The organism is Cyanobacterium sp. T60_A2020_053 (genome assembly GCA_015272165.1).
GTDB lineage: Bacteria > Cyanobacteriota > Cyanobacteriia > Cyanobacteriales > Cyanobacteriaceae > Cyanobacterium.
On record JACYMF010000058.1, the window covers coordinates 29,109 to 52,396 of the forward strand.

The 23,288-nt window shown below is 37.1% G+C and carries 25 protein-coding genes and 1 tRNA gene; 15 read left to right on the forward strand and 11 right to left on the reverse strand.

Translation table 11 applies throughout. From position 1 onward, the window contains the following. The first annotated feature begins 52 nt into the window (after positions 1 to 52). Positions 53 to 1,171 carry an NADH-quinone oxidoreductase subunit NuoH gene (gene nuoH / locus IGQ45_08240; GenBank protein MBF2057202.1) on the forward strand — a complete coding sequence of 373 codons (1,119 nt, stop codon included), beginning with the start codon at positions 53 to 55 and terminating at the stop codon, positions 1,169 to 1,171. Between the two features lie 81 nt (positions 1,172 to 1,252). On the opposite strand, the gene IGQ45_08245 is transcribed toward nuoH, so the two are convergent. Together IGQ45_08245 and IGQ45_08250 are read right to left on the reverse strand one after the other, a co-directional pair. Next, the gene (locus tag IGQ45_08245; protein ID MBF2057203.1) at positions 1,253 to 1,639 is read right to left on the reverse strand and encodes a type II toxin-antitoxin system VapC family toxin; all 387 of its coding nucleotides are present in this window, start codon (positions 1,637 to 1,639) and stop codon (positions 1,253 to 1,255) included. Between the two features lie 2 nt (positions 1,640 to 1,641). After that, entirely contained in the window at positions 1,642 to 1,878 is a 237-nt protein-coding gene (locus IGQ45_08250) for a type II toxin-antitoxin system Phd/YefM family antitoxin (protein MBF2057204.1), read from the reverse strand. Positions 1,879 to 2,021: 143 nt separating this feature from the next. On the opposite strand from IGQ45_08250, the gene IGQ45_08255 reads away from it, so the two are divergent. Next, the gene (locus IGQ45_08255) at positions 2,022 to 2,570 is read left to right on the forward strand and encodes a GNAT family N-acetyltransferase (protein ID MBF2057205.1); all 549 of its coding nucleotides are present in this window, start codon (positions 2,022 to 2,024) and stop codon (positions 2,568 to 2,570) included. Between the two features lie 301 nt (positions 2,571 to 2,871). Next, a complete protein-coding gene (gene psaK, locus IGQ45_08260) occupies positions 2,872 to 3,138 on the forward strand; it encodes a photosystem I reaction center subunit PsaK (protein ID MBF2057206.1) in 267 nt (88 codons plus the stop codon). 238 nt (positions 3,139 to 3,376) lie between these two features. Here the strand turns inward: psaK and IGQ45_08265 are convergent, their stop codons facing one another. The 6 genes from IGQ45_08265 to IGQ45_08290 all read right to left on the reverse strand — a co-directional run bounded on the left by IGQ45_08265 (position 3,377) and on the right by IGQ45_08290 (position 7,311). Further along, positions 3,377 to 4,201, reverse strand: coding sequence for a class I SAM-dependent methyltransferase (locus tag IGQ45_08265; protein MBF2057207.1), 825 nt, complete (start codon positions 4,199 to 4,201; stop codon positions 3,377 to 3,379). 91 nt (positions 4,202 to 4,292) lie between these two features. After that, positions 4,293 to 4,631: a 30S ribosomal protein PSRP-3 gene (locus IGQ45_08270; protein ID MBF2057208.1), complete on the reverse strand. Its 339-nt coding sequence runs from the start codon at positions 4,629 to 4,631 to the stop codon at positions 4,293 to 4,295. Between the two features lie 332 nt (positions 4,632 to 4,963). Beyond that, on the reverse strand, positions 4,964 to 5,863 hold the full coding sequence (locus tag IGQ45_08275; GenBank protein ID MBF2057209.1) for a hypothetical protein: 900 nt from the start codon (positions 5,861 to 5,863) through the stop codon (positions 4,964 to 4,966). 109 nt (positions 5,864 to 5,972) lie between these two features. Beyond that, positions 5,973 to 6,046 (reverse strand) — tRNA-Met (locus IGQ45_08280). Between the two features lie 41 nt (positions 6,047 to 6,087). After that, positions 6,088 to 6,825, reverse strand: a complete 738-nt coding sequence (locus IGQ45_08285; GenBank protein ID MBF2057210.1) for an HAD family hydrolase — start codon at positions 6,823 to 6,825, stop codon at positions 6,088 to 6,090. 210 nt (positions 6,826 to 7,035) lie between these two features. Next, positions 7,036 to 7,311, reverse strand: a complete 276-nt coding sequence (locus IGQ45_08290; protein ID MBF2057211.1) for a hypothetical protein — start codon at positions 7,309 to 7,311, stop codon at positions 7,036 to 7,038. A gap of 51 nt (positions 7,312 to 7,362) precedes the next feature. Between IGQ45_08290 and tmk the strand changes: the two genes are divergently transcribed. The 3 genes from tmk to IGQ45_08305 all read left to right on the forward strand — a co-directional run bounded on the left by tmk (position 7,363) and on the right by IGQ45_08305 (position 9,482). Then, positions 7,363 to 8,007, forward strand: coding sequence for a dTMP kinase (gene tmk / locus IGQ45_08295; GenBank protein MBF2057212.1), 645 nt, complete (start codon positions 7,363 to 7,365; stop codon positions 8,005 to 8,007). A 126-nt stretch (positions 8,008 to 8,133) separates the two neighbouring features. Continuing rightward, on the forward strand, positions 8,134 to 8,532 hold the full coding sequence (locus IGQ45_08300; GenBank protein ID MBF2057213.1) for a transcriptional repressor: 399 nt from the start codon (positions 8,134 to 8,136) through the stop codon (positions 8,530 to 8,532). A 203-nt stretch (positions 8,533 to 8,735) separates the two neighbouring features. Continuing rightward, positions 8,736 to 9,482: a sirohydrochlorin chelatase gene (locus tag IGQ45_08305; protein ID MBF2057214.1), complete on the forward strand. Its 747-nt coding sequence runs from the start codon at positions 8,736 to 8,738 to the stop codon at positions 9,480 to 9,482. Positions 9,483 to 9,605: 123 nt separating this feature from the next. Here IGQ45_08305 and bchI read toward each other — a convergent pair whose 3' ends face one another. Next, the gene (gene bchI, locus IGQ45_08310; GenBank protein MBF2057215.1) at positions 9,606 to 10,673 is read right to left on the reverse strand and encodes a magnesium chelatase ATPase subunit I; all 1,068 of its coding nucleotides are present in this window, start codon (positions 10,671 to 10,673) and stop codon (positions 9,606 to 9,608) included. A gap of 428 nt (positions 10,674 to 11,101) precedes the next feature. Here bchI and coxB point away from each other — a divergent pair, with 428 nt between their 5' ends. The 4 genes from coxB (at position 11,102) to IGQ45_08330 (ending at position 16,216) form a co-directional block, all read left to right on the forward strand. After that, complete coding sequence (gene coxB, locus IGQ45_08315; protein MBF2057216.1) at positions 11,102 to 12,025, forward strand: cytochrome c oxidase subunit II; 924 nt, start codon at positions 11,102 to 11,104, stop codon at positions 12,023 to 12,025. Between the two features lie 155 nt (positions 12,026 to 12,180). Then, on the forward strand, positions 12,181 to 13,833 hold the full coding sequence (gene ctaD / locus IGQ45_08320; protein MBF2057217.1) for a cytochrome c oxidase subunit I: 1,653 nt from the start codon (positions 12,181 to 12,183) through the stop codon (positions 13,831 to 13,833). Between the two features lie 399 nt (positions 13,834 to 14,232). Next, complete coding sequence (locus tag IGQ45_08325; protein MBF2057218.1) at positions 14,233 to 14,847, forward strand: heme-copper oxidase subunit III; 615 nt, start codon at positions 14,233 to 14,235, stop codon at positions 14,845 to 14,847. A 166-nt stretch (positions 14,848 to 15,013) separates the two neighbouring features. Beyond that, complete coding sequence (locus IGQ45_08330; protein ID MBF2057219.1) at positions 15,014 to 16,216, forward strand: acetate kinase; 1,203 nt, start codon at positions 15,014 to 15,016, stop codon at positions 16,214 to 16,216. Between the two features lie 156 nt (positions 16,217 to 16,372). On the opposite strand, the gene IGQ45_08335 is transcribed toward IGQ45_08330, so the two are convergent. Both IGQ45_08335 and IGQ45_08340 read right to left on the reverse strand, forming a co-directional pair. Next, positions 16,373 to 18,292: a DNA-directed RNA polymerase subunit gamma gene (locus tag IGQ45_08335; GenBank protein ID MBF2057220.1), complete on the reverse strand. Its 1,920-nt coding sequence runs from the start codon at positions 18,290 to 18,292 to the stop codon at positions 16,373 to 16,375. A gap of 275 nt (positions 18,293 to 18,567) precedes the next feature. Then, positions 18,568 to 19,482, reverse strand: a complete 915-nt coding sequence (locus tag IGQ45_08340) for an alpha/beta hydrolase (protein MBF2057221.1) — start codon at positions 19,480 to 19,482, stop codon at positions 18,568 to 18,570. 224 nt (positions 19,483 to 19,706) lie between these two features. Between IGQ45_08340 and IGQ45_08345 the strand changes: the two genes are divergently transcribed. The 5 genes from IGQ45_08345 (at position 19,707) to IGQ45_08365 (ending at position 23,198) form a co-directional block, all read left to right on the forward strand. After that, a complete protein-coding gene (locus IGQ45_08345) occupies positions 19,707 to 20,141 on the forward strand; it encodes an ATP-binding protein (GenBank protein ID MBF2057222.1) in 435 nt (144 codons plus the stop codon). 120 nt (positions 20,142 to 20,261) lie between these two features. Beyond that, positions 20,262 to 20,600, forward strand: a complete 339-nt coding sequence (locus tag IGQ45_08350; GenBank protein MBF2057223.1) for a P-II family nitrogen regulator — start codon at positions 20,262 to 20,264, stop codon at positions 20,598 to 20,600. Positions 20,601 to 20,856: 256 nt separating this feature from the next. After that, positions 20,857 to 21,252, forward strand: coding sequence for a hypothetical protein (locus tag IGQ45_08355; protein ID MBF2057224.1), 396 nt, complete (start codon positions 20,857 to 20,859; stop codon positions 21,250 to 21,252). Positions 21,253 to 21,257: 5 nt separating this feature from the next. Next, on the forward strand, positions 21,258 to 22,529 hold the full coding sequence (locus tag IGQ45_08360) for a glutamate-5-semialdehyde dehydrogenase (protein ID MBF2057225.1): 1,272 nt from the start codon (positions 21,258 to 21,260) through the stop codon (positions 22,527 to 22,529). Between the two features lie 243 nt (positions 22,530 to 22,772). Continuing rightward, on the forward strand, positions 22,773 to 23,198 hold the full coding sequence (locus IGQ45_08365) for a hypothetical protein (protein MBF2057226.1): 426 nt from the start codon (positions 22,773 to 22,775) through the stop codon (positions 23,196 to 23,198). Positions 23,199 to 23,288: the final 90 nt, after the last annotated feature.

Here is a 23,288-nt window from a genome sequence, read left to right on the forward strand (position 1 = left end):
TTAGTATAGAATGAACAGCATAAGTAAATAAAAAATAATAAAAATACTGAAAATGAACTCAGGCATAGACTTACAAGGAAGTTTTATCACCTCCCTGAAAGAATTAGGATTATCCGCAGAATTAGCCAAAACTCTCTGGATACCCTTACCCCTAATTTTAATGATTATTGGCGCCACCGTGGGAGTCTTAGTTACCGTATGGTTAGAGCGTAAAATTTCCGCCGCCGCCCAACAAAGAATTGGTCCAGAATACGCCGGACCTTTGGGCGTATTACAGCCCGTAGCCGATGGTATTAAATTAGTCTTCAAAGAAGATATTACCCCTGCTAAAGCAGACCCTATCTTATTTACCTTAGGTCCTGCTATCGTAGTAATTCCCGTATTTTTATCATATCTTATCGTTCCCTTTGGACAAAACCTCGTCATTACCGATTTAAACGTGGGTATTTTCGTCTGGATTTCCCTTTCTAGTATTGCGCCCATCGGTTTATTAATGGCAGGTTATGCCTCCAATAACAAATACTCCCTTTTAGGAGGATTAAGGGCAGCCGCGCAATCAATTAGCTATGAAATTCCCCTCGCCCTTGCAGTTTTAGCAGTGGTGATGATGTCCAATAGTTTAAGTACCATTGATATGGTGGAGCAACAATCAGGATATGGCATCTTAGGCTGGAATATTTGGCGCCAACCCGTAGGATTGTTAATTTTTTGGGTGTCAGCTTTAGCAGAATGTGAGCGTTTACCCTTCGACTTACCCGAAGCTGAAGAAGAGTTAGTCGCAGGTTATCAAACTGAATATACTGGCATGAAATTTGCTTTATTTTATGTAGGTTCTTATGTTAACTTGGTGTTATCCGCTCTTGTGTTTGCCGTGCTTTACTTAGGTGGTTGGACATTTCCTGTACCTGTAGAAAACGTTGCCAGTTGGTTAGGTATCAGCGAAACTACTCCTTGGTTACAAGTCATTTTGGCTTCCTTGGGTATTTCCATGATGGTATTAAAAGCCTATTTCTTGGTATTTATTGCGGTATTATTACGTTGGACAGTACCAAGGGTAAGAATTGACCAATTATTAGATTTAGGTTGGAAATTTTTGCTTCCTGTTTCTTTAGTTAATTTATTACTCACTGCAGCTCTAAAATTAACTTTTCCTGTGGCTTTTGGTGGTTAATATTTTTTGAACGGTGGAGGGCGCTATTTGTGAGGGTTGCATAAGATTCAACCCTCATCAAAATAGGTCAATTGAAAAATACTACCATAAAACCTCCACATCATAACCATGAAACATAGAATCATTACTAATAATTATCATTGACTCTAATTGACTTTGAGCAATTAACATTCGATCGAAAGGGTCTTTATGATATAGAGGTAAATTAGATGCTTTGATGGCATGATCCATCGAAATTGATAAGGGTAAAATATGATCAATTTGCATTTGTTGAGGAATTAAAACCTCTGGAGACAAAGGCAAATCTAACTTACCCAGTTTAAACTTAATGCCAATTTCCCAAATACTTGCCACAGACAAATATAATTCATTTTGATTATTTTTTATTACCTGTGTCGCAATTTTGCTTAGTTTTTCAGGCTCAACTAACCACCACAACCAACAGTGAGTATCCAATAATATCTTCAATTTTATTCTCCCTCAAACAAATCAATAATTTCTTCATCTGAGTGATAAAAATTTTCTGATACTGTAAATTGCCCCAGTAGTCTTCCCTCAATACGTTGGCTTGAGGATGATTCACTATAAGGAGTTAAATAGGCAATAGGTTTTCCTCTATTGGCAATGATAATTTTTTCTCCTTTTTCAACCCTAGATAATAACTGGGAAAGTTGTGTTTTTGCTTCATGTATGTTAACAATATTCATGTTGACTTAGTTTAGTAAACTAAGTTAAGTATAGCTATATTTGTAATTAATGATCCGAACTTAATATAACTTTTCTTACTAATTCTATTTTGAGGTAAAGTAGTTAGTAAGCAAATCATAGTCAATTCAGATATAAATATCCCTTGTCATCCCTTGCCAATTCCCCAAAAAAATCAGATATTATTATTCGTAAGGCAACCAAAGAAGACATCCCTAAAATTGCCGAAGTCTTAACCTATGGTTTTCATAGTTTCAATCAATGGTTATGGTGGCTTTACCCAGTTTTAAAAATGGGTATTCGAGATGACTTATCCCAGCGCACTTCATCCCCTCAAAACGAATACTGCTGTCTTATTGCCTTTAAAGAACGACAGAAAATTATTGGTACTATTGAACTAACTGTCCGAACCAGTTATCATTGGCATGGAAAAAAAGAATATGTTTATCTCTCTAACTTAGCAGTCTTACCAAATTATCGGCGACAAGGCATCGCTACCGCTTTACTACAAAAATGTGAAGAAGTAGCAATAAACTGGGGTTTTAATAGCCTTTATCTTCATGTTTTAGCTGAAAATGAAACTGGCAAAACAGTCTATCTCCGTAACGGTTACAGTCTTAAACAAGTAGATACGGATTTATATAGTCTTTTTGTGGTGGGAAAAAGACGCTGGTTATTGGAAAAAACTTGGTAATCAATTAATTTCACATATTAACTGATGTTACGCAAAAATAGAATTAATTGTTGGTATGGGGTGTTAGGTTAAAGAATTGACAAGAAACTTATGTTTATTGATCTTTTTGTTGTACAACAGTCTATAGAGGGAAGAGTTTTAAACCTGAAACCTGCTACCTGAAACCTCCCTTAACTTAACATTTGAATCAGTGCGTAACGTCACATATTAAGTATTGCAACAAAAGCAAATTTTTTGACTCAGGGAAATTAAAATTAAGTTTTTAAAGATTAGTTTTCTTGTAATTAACAAAAAATAAAATATGTTACATTTAACCACATTATTAGCTACTGCTGTGCCTCCCACTTTAGAATGGAATACCAATGTCGCCTTCACCATGATTGCTTGTAACGTAGTTGCCATTGCTATCGGTAAATTTACCATCAAATATCCTAGCACCGGTCCTCAATTACCCGCTAGCGCTATGTTTGGCGGTATGGGTTTACCTGCTTTACTCGCTACCACCAGTTTTGGTCATTTATTAGGTGTTGGTGTTATTCTCGGTTTGGCTAGTTTAGGGGCTCTTTAATTTTTAATTTAAGATTTGGCTTACCATATCATCTTATCCCTCCTTTTTTTAAAGAAGGTTAAGAATATTAAAAACAGTGCCTTTTACCCAATCCAAATCCTCTTATTTCTCTGTTTCAAAGGGGGTAAGAGGAATCAAACAACACCCTTCACTCCGTTATTAATCCAACTAATTAGGGATTGCGGAAAAGTTAAGTCGAAAGGTGAAGGGCAAAGGTTTTGATTTATTAATCTGATTTCTAATTAGGCTCAAAAATTAAAACTTGATAACTAATCCAATTAAATTGACTGAAAACCTCTAATCCTTTAGCCGTTAATAAATCCTGCCAATTATTAACAATTAGCTTATTAATAACAGGATAAGTAGGTTGAACATTTTTATTAATATCTATTACTTCTACTAACTTAAAACCAGTTTTCTTAGCTATTTCTTCATAGCTTTTTTTACTAATAAATTCTACTTCCTGAGTAGCTTTTGAGCCATAAGTTCCAGTAATTAAACGACTTAATATTTCTTTCTCAAACCAAGTCCATAGTGAGCTAATTTGTGGATTAATAATAAAATCAACCACAATTAATTTTCCGCCTCCATCAATATTTTTTCTGACACCTTCAAAAAACTTTTCTCTACTAGGAAACGCAAAAATGCACTCTAAAGCAATAGCAATATCAAAGACTACATTAAAGTCAGGTAAATCAGAAGCATTACCCTCAATAAATTCAATTTGATTACGATTTTTTTGCTTAATTAATTGTTTCGCTCTTTCCACTTGTGTACCATCAATATTAACACCTTTAAGGGTTAAATATTCGTAACTATCATTCAGTAAACTAATCGTACCGCCGAAACCACAACCAACATCTAAAATTTTTTGCCCGTCTTTAACTTGTGCCGTTTCAATCACCAATTTAGAAAGATTATTTGCCGCCACCGCAAAATCATTTAAAGTACCATCCGCCAGAGAAGGATTTGCCCAATAACCCCAGTGAATGTGTTTACCAAAAGCCTTTTCTAATTCCTTATCTTCCGCAAATTTGTCAATTAAAGCATCGAAATAACCCATATAATTACTTGTTTTATTTGACTAAATTTAATGGCTAAAGCCTATCACCATAAACTTAACAAAAAGGGGCTTTTATTGCCCCATTACATAATTAATTAGTTCCCGAAAAAACAACGCTAGGGAATTTTTGTTGAGCTTGTACCATTGAAGTCACTTTACCTTTTTCTTGCCAGAAATTAATAATTTCAGTAGCTTGATTGAGTAATTCGATTTTTTCGGTTTCAGTAATCCAGTTTTTCTTATCTAACTCATCTTTTAAATCTTGCCAAGCATCACTACGAGGCCAGAAATAATAAGGTGTTAAAGGACTTGTACCTTTACTGATAACATAATCCACAGCTAACGCCACGTCTTTATCTAACCAGACAACTTTTAATACAAAACGACCATCAATATTAATTGTTTCTTGAGTTTCTAGTATTGCTTCCAATTAAGCCTCCAAATATAATTTTATGTATATGTTGTAAGATTTTGTCCAGTAAGTAGAGGGGTTTTCTCCCCTAAGAACCGAGCGTGCAAGTTTCCAAGCACTCGGCTCAAGTATTTACACTACTTCTGATAATTTTAATACTAAAAGGGTATTAACACAAACTAAGTTGCTTGTTAATTGACATTTCTTCTCTTACATTCTCAGGTGAGTATTGCTTCGTTGAAGTGTCCGTTTCTTGTTTCTGTGTTTTTCTCACAGCCACTTTATGACAGTAATAATGCAGTATTACTAGATTTTCAGCTTTGTTGCTTCCGCCGAAGGATTCTTTTTTATTACGGTATAATATTAATTTCTATGCCTAAGTTTTGCCATGTTTCTTTTTGTTTTTCTGCTTCATTTTTATCTGTAAATATTTTTAATTGAATCTTCATTTCTTGGTCAATTTTGGTGACAAGGGCGCTGGGAATTGACTGTTTTATTCTACTAAATTGTTGAGGATTTTCGTAGTTAGTAATTAGATAATATTGAGATGAGGATTGATTTTGATTTGGTGCTGGGGTGACTGTTATTCCTGATTCGGCAAGGTGTAACAAGGCTTCGCTTAATAAGGCGCTTTGCAAGTCGGGATAAAGATTCTGATTTGCGTTTCTGTCTTGATTTGACTGCTCTTGCTTTACTTCATTAGGGTTTAAGGGGGGTATGACGGGCGCTGGAAGTAAATTAATATTGTTTGGCTGAGGCTGATTGATAATTGTGGTTAAATTATCGGTTATTTTTGGCTCAGTGAGACTAAGATTTTCTTCTGGAGTAGAATTATTTTGGGAAATTATTTCTTCATTATCTAATGAGTTTTTAGTGGCTAAAAAATTAAATAAGTTAGGGTTGATAACAATAATTGCATTGGTAGCAATAAAAATAATTAAGCCAAAAATTCCCCATGGAGTGAAAATAATTTCTCCTAATTTTTGTTGAGGGGTAATAATTCTTGATGCCACAGGAATTGGGTCTTCTTCGCTTTTTTGTGGGCTTATTTTTTGCTCATTTAAGTTGTTTTCAGAAGATTTTTGCACCAGCGCCCCTCGCCCTAGTTGATCTTCTGAGGTGGAAGCTAGAATAGGATGATTACCTTGCCAATTACCCTCATAGCGGTTAAGCTCAAAGGTAAGGTCTAAATCAAGACTTTTAATAGTTGCACTAATAAGAGGATGAATTATTTTTTCGGATTGACTCATGATATAAGTTGAGGAAAACCACAGGTCTATCTTACTATTTTTAACCACGGTGGAGGGCGCTTATTTTCACCGTAGGCAACCAGCACAATCTTAGCTTATTTATTTTAAATGGCGGGAGGCGGATTTGAACCACCGACCTTCGGGTTATGAGCCCGACGAGCTACCTGACTGCTCTATCCCGCGTTACCTTTACGATTATAACCTAATTTAGTTTTACTGTCAAGTTATGATAATTGAATCATCGCTAAATCAGCAATAACCACATCGGCACCTTGTAAATGAGTAGCGTTAGCTATTTTCCAACAAATACCAATAGCACCAGCGCCCTCCGCCTCTTTTGCCATCATAATATCATTAAGAGAATCTCCCACCATGAGAGTATGACTGGGGTTAACGCCCATTTTTTCACAGGCTTGTCGAAAAAGACGAGGGTCTGGTTTGGATAAAGCACCGTCAACTCCCATAATAAAGTTAATATAGGGGGTTAATTCATGGGTAGTGACAAATTCTCTGACACCTTCAGTGGAATCGGCAGAAAGAATACCTAATTTTAACCCAGCAGACGATAATTTTGTTAAAACTTCTAAACTTCCGGCAAAAAGGGGAGAAGTGTTGCCCCGATTAGGTAAAGCCCTATCAGCATCAGCAAAGCATTGACGGGCGATTTCTCTGGCTTCAAACCAACTCTTTCCCGTTTCAGCGATATAACCGGCTGTGACTAATAAGTTTTCTTGGTGACTACCTACTGCCATCAATCCTGTGGGGTTGAGATAATCCCTTTCTGCCCCAAAAGCCATCAATAAAGGCTCACCAATACCAGGTATTTTAGCATCTACTAAGCGCGCTCTTTTCAAGGCTAATTCTCGTAGGAAATTTTCTGAGTCAGCTAATGTACCATCTTTATCGAAAATAATTGCTTCGATATTAGCAAATTCTTTTCCTTGACAAATAATCGTTTTCATGTTTTTTTTGATAAAGTTAAATACTGATGTTACGCAAAAATAGAATTAATTGTTGGTGTCGCGGTGTTAGGTTAAAGAATTGACAAGAAACTTGTGTTTATTGATCTTTTTCTGGTACAAGAGTCTATTGAGGGAAAGGTTTTAAACCTGAAACCTGCTACCTGCTACCTGAAACCTCCCTTAACTTAAAACTTGAATCAGTGCGTAACGTCAGTTATTAAAATCAGTAAGGGAAATATTTTGTTGAATATATTGCGGATTGGCTGGGGTGAAGGGCGCTTTTAATCGATCAAGCGCAATTATTTGAGCATGGGATGATAAAATTGGTAAGTCAGGATCAAATTCCGTAGCGCCCGTCAAACAACTAGAAAAGCCACGAAAAATCATAATTTCTACTTTCTCTTCATTTTCTTGAGCATGAACTATTAAAACTTCTTGGGGATTTTTTTCGGTATATTCTTCTAAAGGGGCTAAAATATTATCCATTATTGTGATTAATGTAATTCACCAGAAATATTTTATCAGGGAGTGTATAACTTGTCAGAAAAAAAAAATTATCCATCAAAATATTTTATCGTTTTTGAAGGAATAGATGGATCAGGAACTTCTACTCAAGCCGAAATGTTAGCTAATTTTTTTATTAATTCAGGACAAAAAGCAGTAGTTAGCCCTGAACCTTCTAACGGAAAAATTGGTCAATTAATTAGAACATATTTAGGAGGAGAAAATGACTACAATAAAATAGATTTATTCGATCAACAAATGGCATATTTATTCGCTGCTGATCGTTTTTATCACCTTTACAATAATAGAGATGGCGTTTATGAATTAATTAACCAAAATATCCATGTTATTAGCACTAGATATTATTTTTCTTCCCTTGCTTATAATGGTAAAACAGAAAAAGATTATCAATTTATTAGTGTATTAAATCAAAAATTTCCTCCGCCAGATTTAGTAATTTATTTAGATTTACCCGTAGAATTAGCCTTAGAAAGAATGGCGACTAGAAGTCATAAGGAAATTTATGAAACTAAAGATAAATTAGTCCAAGTTCAAAACAGATTTTCAGATATTTTTGCTAATTATAATCACCATTTATTAAAAATAGATGCTAAGAATAAACCAGATGAAATCCACTTAAAAATCATCAGTTATTTACAAGATAATTTATTCCGATAACACCTCTCGAAAAATACAGGCAAAATGACTGTTTAACCTTACAAAATCTTAATTGTTAGAGAATTTTATTGCCCTTTGCCTTATACCAACTAATAATTTATCATAGTAATAGCGCCTAAAAAATTTATGGCAACTAATAAAAATCACAAACTAATTTTAGAGAAATTAAATAAATCAAAAGATGAAATTAGCGCCCAAAAACTACATTTTGATTTACGTCAACAAGGTTCAAAGATTGGTTTAGCAACGGTTTATCGTACATTAAAAAATCTCCATCAAGAAGGATTAATTCAAGAAAGGATTGCATCAAGTGGAGAATCTCTTTATAGTATTATCAAACATGAACATCATCCTCATCATTTAAATTGTGTTTCCTGTGGTGTTTCTATCCCTCTCAATAATTGCCCTATCGATGCACAATTACATCAGTGGTGTGAATCACAAAACTTTATAGTTTATTATCATACTCTGGAATTTTTTGGACTTTGTGAAAATTGTCGATTACAACAATTAAGTATTCATTAGGAGTTAATGAATAAAGCAAAATCTCGGATATATAAAGGTTTTAAGCACAATTTATGAAAAGTCACTGCTTGGTGAAGGCTTTTAATTTATAAGCATTTCACCGCGAAACCTGACACCCGAAACCTGATACCTCCTCTCACCAAAATACTTTTTTAGCAACCCCTAATTAGGTATTAAAATATAAAAAATTAACAAGATAAATTATGAATAATAGTGACGCTTATATATTGGTGGTGCATGGTAGTAGAAACCGAAAATATCAAGATAATTTAGACCAAATAGCGCACCTCACCGAAGCCACCCTAAAAAAGCAAGGATTATATAGTAAATTGGCAATTTTTTGTCTTGAATTAAGCGAAAAATCTCTCAGTGAAAATATAATAGAGTTTGCTAATTCATGCTATTTGCAAAATTATAAAAGAATTAAAATTTTACCACTCTTTTTATTTTCAGGTACTCATGTTTTGGATGATATTCCCCACGAAATTAATCAAGCTCAAGCAGTTTTAAGTAATACTATAACTCTTGAAATATTACCGCATTTGGGCTTAAATGAAGCTGTAATAGACTTGATTGAAGAAAAATATCAAAAAACACCGAAAGCTCAAAGAGTATTAATTTGTCATGGCACAAAGGTAAAAGAAGGACAACAAGAAGCAGAAAAATTAGCAGAGAAAATAACAGCGCACCTCGCCTTTTGGTCAATAAATCCTGATGTTAATTATGTAGTGGAAAAATTAATCAGTGAAGGGTATCAAACAATTAGCTTATTACCTTATTTTCTTTTTACTGGCAAAATTTCACGGGCGCTGGAGCAACAATGCCAAGATTTACAGTTAAAATATCCTCACATTCAATTAAACATGATGCCCGTTTTGGGAGTAACCTCTTCATTAGCAAAAATTATTGTTAAATGTTTAACAATGGAAAACCCTCTTAACCCTTATTAGCAATCAAGAGGGGAGATTATGAATTATGAATTATGAGTTATGAATTATGAATTATGAGTTAATAAATAGAGGAAGAATTAATTATCCATTGTCCATTATCAATTGTCCATTATCCATTATCAATTAGATTTCTAAGCCGAAGACCTTAGCGATAATTTTTTCTACCTTATAACCAGAGTCAATAGATTCTAATGGGTCTTTGCGCAAACGATGACGTAAACATAAAGGCATGACTCGGCGAATGTCATCTACTGTTACTTCCGTGCGAGATTCAAAAGCAGCGATGGCTTTAGCCGCTCGGTTAGTCACAATATCACCGCGCAAACCGTCCACATCCAACTCAGAACAAATTTCCGATACCTTGACCCTGATTTCATAGTCCATGGTAACTTGCGGTAAGAGATTTTGAGCATCTGCTAATTTCTGCTGTAGCGCCCGTTGCCCTTCTTCATACTTCTCTAAAAATTCTTGAGGATTGCGGTCAAATTCCCCCCGTTGCTCCACAATTTGTACCCGCAAATCAGGGTCTTTTACCGTACGGATTTCAGCGTGCATGCCAAAACGATCTAATAATTGAGGACGTAATTCTCCTTCCTCTGGATTACCAGAACCGACTAGGACGAAGCGCGCTGGGTGACGAATAGAAATACCTTCTCTTTCCACCGTATTCCAACCACTGGCCGCAGAATCAAGCAACACATCCACGAGGTGATCATCTAACAAATTAACCTCATCAACGTAGAGGATGCCTCTATTTGCCTTAGCCAACAACCCCGGTTCAAAGGCTTTTACCCCTTCCGACAAGGCTTTTTCAATGTCGATAGTACCACACACACGATCCTCAGTCGCTCCCAAAGGTAAATCGATCATGGGTACTTTTTTCTTAACTGTTTCTAGGTGTTGATTTTGCGCTAATTTCTCCTTGAGATCGTCTCCCATCATTTCTTGATCTTCCGGATCCGAGTTGAAAGGATCACCAGCAACCACTTCAATTTCTGGTAACAAATCTGCTAATGCCCTAATGGTGGTCGATTTACCTGTTCCCCGATCTCCCATAATCATTACCCCACCAATTTTGGGGTCAATGACGTTGAGTAATAGGGCAAGTTTCATTTGCTCTTGTCCTACGATAGCTGTAAAAGGAAATACTAGGCGACGATTTTTGGGAGGGGCTTGTAGTGTAGTTGTCATTTTATAAATTTAACAATTAAATTAAAAGTCTATGATATTGATCTCTATCTATTGTTACTCAATATTGACCAAGAAAGGAAGTCAATCTAATTTTGGGTTTGCACTCATTAGTGGTGTCATGAGGACAAATGGATAATGGATAATGGACAATTGATAATGGATAATTAGGGGGCGCTTAATAAATCAAAACCCTTATCAAAAAAATATTGATATGAGTTAGCAATTTATGAAAAATAACTATCTGGCTTCATTCTTTAATTTATAAGCATTTCACCGCGACACCGCGACACCCGAAACCTGATACCTCCCCTCACCAAAATAAAAAAAACCTAAAGAATAGCGCCCCTCACCCTAGAAAAAACGCACAGATTAAGGAAATTGACCTATCCTAGTAATAAGAAGCAGTTAAATTATTTAGCAAATATATTATGAATATTCCCAGTAGTATTATTACCCTGATTGCAGGAATCGCCCTGACTGTAATCAGTTTGTGGTATGGACAAAATCACGGTTTGATGCCCGTAGAAGCATCCCAAGGGGCGCAAGATGTGGACGAACTCTTTAATCTCATGATGACCATTGCTACGGGCTTATTTCTCATCGTGCAGGGGGTTTTAGTTTATTGTTTATTTAGGTTTAGGCGCAAAGAAGGCGATCAAACGGATGGACCAGGTATCGAAGGAAATGTCCCTCTTGAAATCGTTTGGACTGCTATTCCTACGGTAGTTGTGTTCATCCTTGCTCTCTATAGCTTTGAAGTGTATAACAATCTTGGTGGTTTAGACCCGGAAACCTCTAGGGATTTTCCCCAAGAAGAAGCGCAGATGGTGGCTTATAATCCCCATCAAGGACATTTATCCCTCGGCATTGGTAACGGTAATGCTGATATGGAAGTAGAAGTTAATGGCATCCAATATGCTTGGATTTTTACTTATCCTGATACTGGGATTGTTTCCGGTGAACTTCATGTACCTATTAATAAGCAAGTTAAACTGAATATGAAAGCCGGTGATGTAATCCATGCTTTTTGGGTACCTCAATTAAGATTAAAACAGGATGTTTTACCCGGTAGGGATTCTAATTTTGCTTTTAATTCTAATAAAATTGGTAAATATCCCATTATCTGCGCTGAATTGTGTGGTCCTTATCATGGTGGTATGAAAACATTTTTATATGTTCACAGTGAGGAAGATTATCAGCAATGGATACAAGATAATACTTTTGCTAATGCGGAAGAAAACGCTGAAAAAATGGCAGTATTATCCGCTCCGATGACGGATGAAGGGCGCTTGGCGATGCACTCCCACCATTTAGGGATTGATCCTGATACTTTAGCCGTATTACATGAATAGATGACAGGGAGAAAGGGAGGCAGAGGGAGAAAGGGAGGCAAAGGGAGAAGGGGAAGCAGGGGGAAACAGAGGAGATAATTAATTATGAATTTCTTTTGCCCTTTTAACTTTGCCCTTTTATAAAAACATAAGCAATCAATTACAAATATCAATTTATGACTACAAATCAAGTTACAGAACATACGCACCACAAGGAGCGTAAATTAATTGATTACTTTACCTTTAATACTGACCATAAAGTAATCGGTATTCAATATCTCGTCACCTCATTTTTGTTCTATTTCATTGGTGGTGCATTTGCGGAAGTAGTACGCACGGAATTAGCGACACCTGATCCTGATTTCGTTTCTCCTGAGTTGTACAATCAAGTTTTTACCCTTCATGGTACGATTATGATCTTTTTATGGATTGTACCGGCAGGGGCGGCTTTTGCTAATTATCTCATTCCTTTGATGATTGGTGCTGAAGATATGGCTTTCCCCCGCCTTAATGCTATCGCTTTTTGGATGGTACCTCCCGGCGGTATTTTACTATTAAGTAGTTTTTTAGTCGGCGCCCCTCAATCTGGTTGGACATCTTATCCTCCGTTAAGTTTAATGACGGGAAAATGGGGTGAGGAGTTTTGGATTATGAGCCTTTTAATTTTGGGTACTTCTTCCATTTTGGGTGGCATCAATTTTGCTACTACTATCCTCAAAATGCGCATGAAGGATATGGATTTACACAGTATGCCGTTGTTTTGTTGGTCAATGTTGGCTACTTCGGCGTTAATCCTGCTTTCGACTCCTGTTTTGGCAGGGGCGCTGATTTTATTATCTTTTGACCTCATCGCTGGGACTAATTTCTTTAATCCTGCTGGTGGTGGTGATCCTGTAGTATATCAGCACTTATTTTGGTTTTACTCCCACCCGGCAGTATATATCATGATTTTGCCATTTTTTGGCTTAGTGTCAGAGGTGATTCCTATTCACTCCCGTAAGCCTATTTTTGGTTATCGTGCCATTGCTTACTCTAGTTTAGCCATTAGTTTCTTAGGTTTGATTGTGTGGGCGCATCATATGTTTACCAGTGGCACTCCCGGCTGGTTACGGATGTTTTTTATGGCAACTACCATGTTAATTGCTGTACCGACGGGAATTAAAGTGTTTAGCTGGTGCGCTACCATGTGGGGCGGAAAAATTGCCCTCAATACGCCGATGTTATTCGCTATGGGGTTTGTGTCGTCTTTCCTCATCGGTGGTTTAACAGGGGTTATGGTAGCTTCTGTGCCGTTTGATATTCATGTCCATGATACTTATTTTGTGGTAGGACATTTTCATTATGTGCTATTCGGTGGGTCGGCTTTGGCGTTATTCTCTGGTTTTTACCACTGGTTTCCCAAGATGACTGGTAAAAATTACCATGAGGGTTTAGGTCGTTTACACTTTATCCTAACTTTCATCGGTTTAAATATCACTTTTATGCCGATGCATCAGTTAGGTTTAATGGGCATGAATCGCCGTATTGCTTTGTATGATGTGGAGTTTCAACCCCTTAATTTGCTTAGTACGGCGGGCGCTTATACTATGGCTATCTCGACTTTACCTTTTCTTATTAATGTAATTTGGAGTTTAGCAAAAGGTAGTCAAGCGGCGCGTAATCCTTGGCGTGCGCTAACTTTGGAGTGGCAAACTGCTTCTCCTCCCATCATTGAAAATTTTGAGGAAGAGCCTGTTTTATGGACTGGACCTTATGATTACGGTATTGATGATGAGGAAGGAGAAGAGGAATCCGTTAGCGATATGTTAGCGGAGATGGGCGCTAAATAGGGTTTTGCCCTCACCCACAACCCCTCTCCCAAAGCAGGGCGTTTTCAAAGTCAGGATCAAAATTGATTTGTTTTTGACAAGAAGACAGGTTGACAGGGAGACAGGAGGATTTTTTACTATTAATTGATTTATTGGTAGTTAAAAACCTCTGAATTTCAGATTATTGGCTAGTTTGAGAAACTAACATTTTTGAGAATGAAAACGCCCTGCTCCCAAAGGGCGAGGGGCTTATTTGATATGTAGTAGGTTGGGTTGAGGCACGAAACCCAACAAGAAAAGGCGTAGCAAGGGTAGGATAATGTTTCCTTCTGATCAACATTTCTAAATTATTCAGCATACCCTAATCAGTAGTTTTTCATTATCAATTGTCCATTATCAATTATCAATTGTTTTATAATTATGCAAAGTTCAGCCATTGATTCTCAAGTCACAATAGATTACGAAAAAGAAGCGCCCTCCACCCATCATCCAGATTTACGGATGTTTGGTTTGGTATTGTTTCTAATTGCCGAAAGTATGATCTTTTTCGGTCTTTTTAGCGCCTATATGATTTACTATGCCACTATGCCACAATGGCCTATGGGTGATATTGAATTAGAATTATTATTGCCCGGTGTTAATAGTGTGATCTTAATTTCTAGTAGTTTTGTCATGCACAAAGGACAAAGTTGTATTAAAAATAACGATGTCAAAGGTTTACAATTCTGGTTTGCTATTACTGCGGTGATGGGCGCTGTTTTCCTCTTCGGGCAAGGTTACGAATATATGCACACTGGTTTTGGTTTAACAGAAAATCTCTTTGCTAGTTGCTTTTATGTGTTGACTGGTTTTCACGGTTTACACGTTACCGCTGGTTTATTATTTATCCTAGCGGTTTTGTGGCGCTCTCGCCAAGAAGGTCATTATTCTGCGGACAAACATTTTGGCGTGGAAGCATCTGAGTTATACTGGCACTTTGTTGATGTCATTTGGATTATTTTATTTGTGCTGGTTTATCTTTTGCCTTTAGGTTAATATCTCACTACTATCCTTTGCAAATGAAACCTTACCACACTTATTCCCCTCTCCTATGGGAGAGGGGTTAGGGGTGAGGGTATAATTACAAACTCTAATAATAGTAATTTTGTCAAAAAAATAGTTAATGGTGGGCGATGCCCACCCTACAAAGGAGTGCAAGACTATGAAAATATTAGTTTTAAACGCTGGTTCAAGTAGCCAAAAAAGCTGTATCTATGATATTAGCCCTCACGATATACCAGCGCACTCCACCGCCCCACTATGGTTCGCTACTATCGACTGGACAGTTAACGATGATTATGGTTTATTAAAAGTTGAAGCGAATCAAGAAAAAGTAGAAATTACTATCCCCAAAAACCAGCGCCCTTCCGCCATATCAATGATGCTGGCAACTATCACCACAGGTAAAACAAAAGTATTAGATAATTTAACAGAAATTACTAGAGTAGGACATCGAGTAGTACACGGAGGGGCAGAATATAGTGAAGCCTGTGTCATTACCCCAGAAGTGAAAAACACCATCGAAAAATTAATTCCCCTAGCGCCCAATCACAACCCAGCGCACCTCGAAGGTATCAACGCCATTTCAGAAATTTTACCCGATACCATTCAAATCGCAGTATTTGATACCGCTTTTCATCAAACGATACCCCCCGAAGCCAAAATTTATCCGCTACCTTATAAATTTTATGAGCAGGGTATCCAGCGTTATGGATTCCATGGCATTTCTCATCAATATGTGGCGGAATGCGCTTCACAAATTATCAACAAACCCTTGTCTGAATTGAATTTGATTACCTGTCATTTAGGTAACGGTTGCTCAGTTACAGCTATCAAAAATGGTCAAAGCATTAATACCAGTATGGGTTTTACCCCCCTCGAAGGAGTGATGATGGGCGCTCGTTGTGGTAGCATCGATCCAGCGATTTTGATTCATCTCATCACCGAATATAATTACAGCGCCCCTCAACTTAACCACATACTCAATAAAGAATCAGGATTATTAGGTGTTTCGGGAATTTCTGCTGATTTGCGCCACATTATCAGCGCCCTTGACGATAATCCTCAAGCACAACTAGCCTTTAATATTTATATCCATCGTCTGCAATCCGTAATTGCTAGTATGTTGCCCTGTTTGGGGGGGTTAGGGGCGCTGGTTTTTACTGCCGGAGTCGGAGAAAATTCTGCCCTTGTCAGGGAAAAAGTCTGCGCTGGTTTGTCTTATGTTGGTTTAAAATTAGACCTTGACAAAAATGCCACTAAGTGCATCAATACCAATATCGCTCAATCAGACTCTAGCTGTGAAATTTTGGTAATTCATACCGAAGAAGATTGGGCAATCGCTTTGCAATGCCTGAAAACATAGGGTGAGAATAGGTATCAGGTGTCGGGTGTCAGGTGTTAGGTTAAAGAATTGACAAGAAACTTATGTTTATTGATCTTTTTCTTCTACTAGAGTCTATTGAGGGAACGGTTTTAAACCCGAAACCTGCAACCTGCAACCTGAAACCTGCTACCTCCCCTAAACTACTTCAAAATTTAAAGCATCAATAATGGTTTTATTATAAATGATCCTGCCGGGAGTGGTATAAATATACTGAGAAAGTCTCTTGCCATCAGCGCTCTCCCTGACTTTACTATTAATGTCCTTCAACACTTTACCTTTACTATCACGTTGATAGTAATATTTCCACATAGAGCCATCAGAGAGAGTTTCCACCTTATCGGGTTCGCCATCGCTACCATCTACGTCACCTTTAAAGCGAACCCAGACAGGAGCGTGTAAGTCCACCAAATCTTGTTCATAAGCCCTGAGAGCATCTTCGAGGTTAGCAAAATAAGTCCCAGCGCCCTTCACCGCAGCCGGATTGTCAGCAGTGAGGTAATAACAACCTAAAACCATATCCTGAGAAGGAGCGATAATGGGTTTACCCGTAGCCGGAGAAAGGATATTATGACAAGCCATCATCAACAGGCGCGCTTCGGCTTGAGCTTCGATGGAAAGGGGAACGTGAACCGCCATTTGGTCACCGTCAAAGTCAGCGTTAAAAGGAGGACACACAAGGGGATGTAGTTGAATAGCTCTTCCTTCCACTAATACAGGCTCAAATGCCTGAATACCTAGACGGTGCAGGGTGGGCGCTCGGTTTAATAACACAGGATGCCCTGTGATCACCTCTTCTAATACTTTCCAAATACTAGGATCATTTTTGACGATCATTTTTTTGGCTGCTTTGATATTGCTAACAATACCCAAACGAATTAAACGATGGATTACAAAGGGTTGGAAAAGCTCAATAGCCATTTCTCTCGGTAAACCACACTGATAAATCTGTAAATTAGGACCAACTACGATAACAGAACGTCCAGAGTAGTCAACCCGTTTACCTAAGAGGTTTTGACGGAAGCGCCCTTGCTTTCCTTCGATAATATCAGATAGGGATTTGAGAGGGCGATTATTACCACCTACCACCGTACGACCACGGCGCCCGTTATCAATTAAAGCATCTACAGCTTCTTGCAACATCCGTTTTTCATTACGGATAATAATTTCGGGCGCTAAAATTTCCTGTAAGCGTTTTAATCGGTTATTACGGTTAATTACACGACGGTATAAATCGTTAAGGTCGGAAGTAGCAAAGCGCCCTCCATCTAACTGTACCATAGGACGTAAATCAGGAGGGATCACTGGAATTACACTTAAAACCATCCATTCTGGTTTTGAACCCGTAGCAATAAAGTTATCAATCAATCGTAATCTTTTGATTAACTTGGCTCTTTTTTGTCCTTTACTGTTGGTAATTTCTTCCCTTAATTTATCTGCTTCGTCTTCTAGTTGAATTTCTTGTAATAAGCGTTCCACCGCTTCTGCCCCGATACCTACTTCAATATCTTCTAACTCAGAGTCTTCGGCGTAAATTTGCTCCTCAATTTCCATCCATTGGTCTTCGTTGAGCAGTTGACGATGGCTCAAGTTACTGGCATTACCCGGATTGAGTACCACATAAGAATTGAAATAAACTACTTGTTCTACATCCCTTAAGGGCATATCTAACAAAATGCTGAGGTAACTGGGAATACCTTTGAGATACCATACATGGGTGACGGGCGCTGCTAGTTTGAGATAACCCATGCGGTGACGGCGCACCCTAGATTCTGTCACCTCTACTCCACAACGTTCGCAGACAATGCCACGGTGACGTACTCTTTTATATTTTCCGCAGTGACATTCCCAATCTTTGGAAGGTCCAAAAATTTTTTCACAGAATAACCCATCCATTTCCGGCTTGAGGGTACGATAATTAATGGTTTCTGGGGTGGTTACTTCTCCAACTACGATGCCGTTAGGTAGGGTTCTTTCCCCCCATTCTCTGATTCTTTCGGGGGAAGCAATGCCGATTTTAACGTAGTCAAATTGTCTAGTTTGTTGCTTGGTTGTCATGCTACTATATTGAGTTATATCTCGTAATCTACCTTTTTTGACAACGACGAAGGGCGCTTTCGTTCAATTATTGCCAAATAATCCATTATACTATAAAACCAACACAATAGAACGGGGTGGAGGGCGCTTTATTAAGTAAAAAGTAACAAGTAAGAAGTAAAAAGTAAGAAATTCAACTTATTGACCTCTCCAAAATAATATTTTTCAACGTATATCGGGCTTCTAGCCCGACTTTTAGACTACCATATTAACATTTCAATGTCTGGAGATAATGCTTAGGAAATAATAGCAAAATTATCAATAAAATTCATTACTTCTGCCACAAAACTATCTGTTGATTCGTAGGGCAAAACATTGCGCCCATGGATAATTTTTCCCTCTAAATTAGGAATATTTTGTTGATATAATTCAACTCTTTTTTCAGGTTTTTCCTTATAACCTTCTTTGCTAACACTGGTAGCTTTATCTCCCATGATTAACAAAATTTTTTGATCCATTTGCTTCATTAACTTAGTGTAATCTTTACGCCAAAATCCAGCTAAAAAAGAAAACACACCGTAACGTTTTTTCATCTCAAAACCATCTTTTTCCAACATATTAAGCCATTCTTCATCAACTTGATTAGCATTAGCAAATAATTCTTTTTCTGAAAAAGACTTAATAAATTTTCTTTGTCGAGCATATTTATAGAAAAAATTACCAATTAAAGAATCAAAAAATATATTCCAAGTAATATCACTAATATTACGATTACTTCCATTAGTCATGACATTCCAAGCTGGAGGACCAGAGAGAATTATTCCCTTAATTAAGTCACATTTTAAATCCCCAGCGCCCGTGTAAATAGCCACAGGAAAAGAAGCACCTTGAACCACTAAAATAACTGGTTTTTTAACGATATTTTCAAGGAAAAACTTTAACTGACTAGCCCAATCTTTAGGATCATAAGCAATACGAGGTAAATCACATTCACCACACCCCAAAAGCTCAAAATTGTAGATTGACTGCTGAGGTAATTTAGTAGTTATATTAGCTAAAAAACGATGCCAAAATAGTCCAGATAAGCCAACGCCGACTGGATGAACTAAAACCAATGGTAAAGAATCATGGTCTGGATTGATATTGTATTCTCGATAAGCACAACGATATTTTTTCCACTGATAATATTTTGTTTCTGGTTGAGTAAACATGATAATTTAAAAATGCTGAACAAATAAATTTAAGCTAAGATAACCCTATCAGAAAAATTAACTATTAAGTTATGTAATAGATGATGGCATATTTCAAAACAGTAAAAAATTTAAACTATTGTCTTAACAAGGGCTTTAACCCTGATTTTTTTGATAAAATTATCTTTGTGTAGTGTAAATTAGTTGAGTTGTTACTGGAAAATCAGTAAGGGATTGAGGCACCATTGGAAGTTTTCAAACAAACATCTTTTATCGTCAACAGCGACTTAGTTTGTTTAGCAGAGGTTTTAAATCAATATGAAACCCTGAAAATCGATGACATTAGTCGCCAACATTGGTTAGAGTGTCAACTGGCTCTAGCCGAAGGTTTTACCAACGCTGTACGTCATGCCCATAAAAATAAACCAAAAGAAACAGCCATCGAGATTTATATTTCCGTCACCCCTACTTCTATAACAATTAAGATTTGGGATTCTGGGCAACCTTTTAATTTAATTGCCTTTCGTGAATTAATGGGGAAAAAACAAGATCAATTAAATACTGGTGGTAGAGGTATAGAAATTATCGCTAAAATAGCAGATGAATTGAGTTATGAGCGCACTTCAGACCAGAGAAACTGCTTGGTTATGAAAAAAAATTTTGCATCCGTAAGCCTTTAAAAATAATACTTTAAGGAAAAATGTAATCAATTTAACAAAAATGCCTAAGATAAGAGTGTTAGAAATTAACATGAAAATTGTATAACCTATATAAGTAAATAAATAAGAGGAGTTTTTACATTGAAAAAGATTGAAGCTATTATTCGCCCTTTCAAACTAGATGAGGTGAAGATTGCCCTCGTGAATGCGGGTATTGTCGGGATGACGGTTTCTGAAGTGCGCGGTTTTGGTCGCCAAAAAGGGCAAACGGAGCGTTATCGTGGTTCTGAATATACTGTGGAATTTTTACAAAAGCTCAAAATCGAAATCATTGTGGAAGATAGTCAAGTGGATATGGTGGTAGAGAAAGTCGTTCAGGCTTCTCGTACTGGAGAAATTGGTGATGGTAAAATCTTCATTTCTCCTGTAGAGGAAACTATCCGTATCAGAACTGGTGAGAAGAATCTCGAAGCTATCTAGCCATCGATTTTCTGATTCAGCGCCCTCCTCCTTTCTAGGAGAGGGTTTTTTTGTTTTAATATTAAAGGAAGAAGGGGAAGACAGGGGAGGAAAGGGAGGCAGAGGGGGAAGGGGAAGAAAGGGAAGCAGGGGAAGAAAGGGAAGCAGAGGGAGAAGGGGAGTTTTATCATTCATAATTCATAACTCATAATTCATAATTCATAATTCATAATTCATAATTCATAATTCATAACTCATAATTCATAATTTATTAAAGGTGTTTTCTCAGGAAAAGAAAAAAATTGACCTTAACCAAGAGTACCCTTGTCCTTGCTGTCGGCAAGGGGTAATACGCCCTATTGTCTTAACGGAAGCGTTAGGTTGCGAGAAGTGTCAACAAATCTTCGTCGCTGATGGGGAAAAGGAATACATAGAACAGTTATCCACCGTGTCACCCTACAAAAAACAATGGTTTTGGAGTGGCAAAACATGGGTTTTGAGAAAACAACAAAGTATTCCGAAAAATTATTTTTTGTTCGCTTTGTGGTTTACCATTGGTATCATGTCATTACTATTGGCGGTAATGCCTAGGGGTATCACTTTTTGGGCGGTGGCAATCATTATTTTAATGATGATTAGTTTACTTATTTGGTTTTTACCCTATCGATACTAATTTTTATGACCACTAATTCCATGACTCAATCAATTAAAGTAAGGGTAAAAAAAGCTCATGAAGCCTTCCTCGCCATGGCTAGTATAAAAGGCACTGAGCGCTCTTTGGCGGTATCTTTGATGGCGCAAAAGCTAGAAGATTCCTTCGATGACATTCTACAAGCAAATACCCTTGATTTGGAAATTAGTCGAGAAATGTCTGTACCTGATTTGATTTTAGATTGGCTAAAATTAACACCCCAAAGGTTAATCAGTGCGGTAGAAATCCTCAAAACCCTAGCCGAATTACCCGATCCTTTTCAAAAGGTGATTAATTCTCCCTATCAGGTGACATATTGTCAAAATTACTCTCAGTTGATGCCTTTAGGGGTAATTGCTTTAATTTATGAGGCGTTACCCGATTTGGCGATTATTACCGCTGGTTTGACCATAAAAACGGGTAATAGTCTAATTTTGCGCGGTGGTAGTGAATCTAGTAATACCAACACAGTGATCTCAGAAATATTGCGAGGGGCGCTGGAAGAAGCTAATTTTCCTGATGGTTGCGTGGAATTTTTGCCCTCAGAACAAGGTTACTCCATTCAAGATTTAATTACCCAAGATCAATATCTGAATTTAATTATCCCCTACGGCAGGCCTCGTTTAATTCAACAGGTGACACAAATGGCCACAGCGCCCGTCCTCAAATCAGCTATGGGTAATTGTTATTTATACTGGTCAGTATCCAGCGATTTAGACTTGTTAAAATCTATCATTGTGGATAGTCATAATAGTATCCCTGATCCTGTTAATGCCATCGAAAAAGTATTGATTAGCGCTCAACAAAAATCCAACTCGATCATACGTTTATTTAGCTACCTCAAAGAACAAGAATTTATCCTCAAAGGAGAAGCTGATTTAGTTGAGGAATTTCCCGAATATTTAAGCCCTCTTAAAAGCACTCAATGGAGCGAACCCTTTTTGACTCGAAAAATCGCTTTCCAGCGCACTCCAGACCTCCACAGCGCCATTAATTTCATCAATGAATATAGTAGTGGTCATGCTAATTGTTTAGTAACTGATTCTTACCAAGAAGGGCGCATTTTTGCCATGGAAGCCGATAGCGCCCTTGTGTATATCAATTCATCCCCTCGTTTTTATCGTTATTTACAGGGTAGTAACTCGGTATTTTTGGGAGTTTCTAATCAAAAAGGTCATCGCCGGGGTTTAATTAGTTTAGAAACTTTTACCACCCTCAAGCAAATTATTGTGGGTGACGGTAGTTCTATTAACAATTGATAATTGACAATGGAATGAATTTAGAATGTAGAATTTAGAATGTAGAATTGGCTCTTCATTACTTGGTATGCAAATTGCATTTTGAGAACGAGAGAGTAAGGGTTACAGTCTTCGTAGCATACTATCTAGGGTCTGCTGAAAAAGTCTTAAAAAGATTAAAAGATTAATTAATATAGCAAGGGGTAACATGGGGCTTAAGCCCCTTGTTAAAATAAATCTAGGGAATATTTGAGAGGTGTTGAAATGGCTACCATTACCGATAATGATTTAAGAGAATTAAAAGATTTAATCAACAGCAAATTTGATCGTATTGACACTAAATTTGAGCGCATCGACCACAAATTTGAAGAAGTTAACCAAAAATTAAATGATGTTAAAGAAGAAGTTAACCAAAAATTGAATGATGTTAAAGAAGAAGTTAATCAAAAATTGAACCATGTCAAAGAAGAAGTTAATCTTAAATTAAGTGATTTAAGAACTGATATAGCTGTTTTAAAAGAAGGACAAAATGGACTCAATCAAAGGATTGATGATGTTAACAAAAGGATTGATGATGTTAATAAAAGAATTGATAATTTAGACTTTCTAGCGCGCACCGTCGTAGGCGGTATAATAGTAGCTTTAATCTTAGGTTTAACCAAGTTATTTTATCCTAATTTAATCTCTTAAAAATGGGCAAATTGCCAAGATAGAATCTTTTGATCATTGCCCAAACTTAATTTGATTAATCCAGTCTTTACTCTAATCAAAAATTCTACA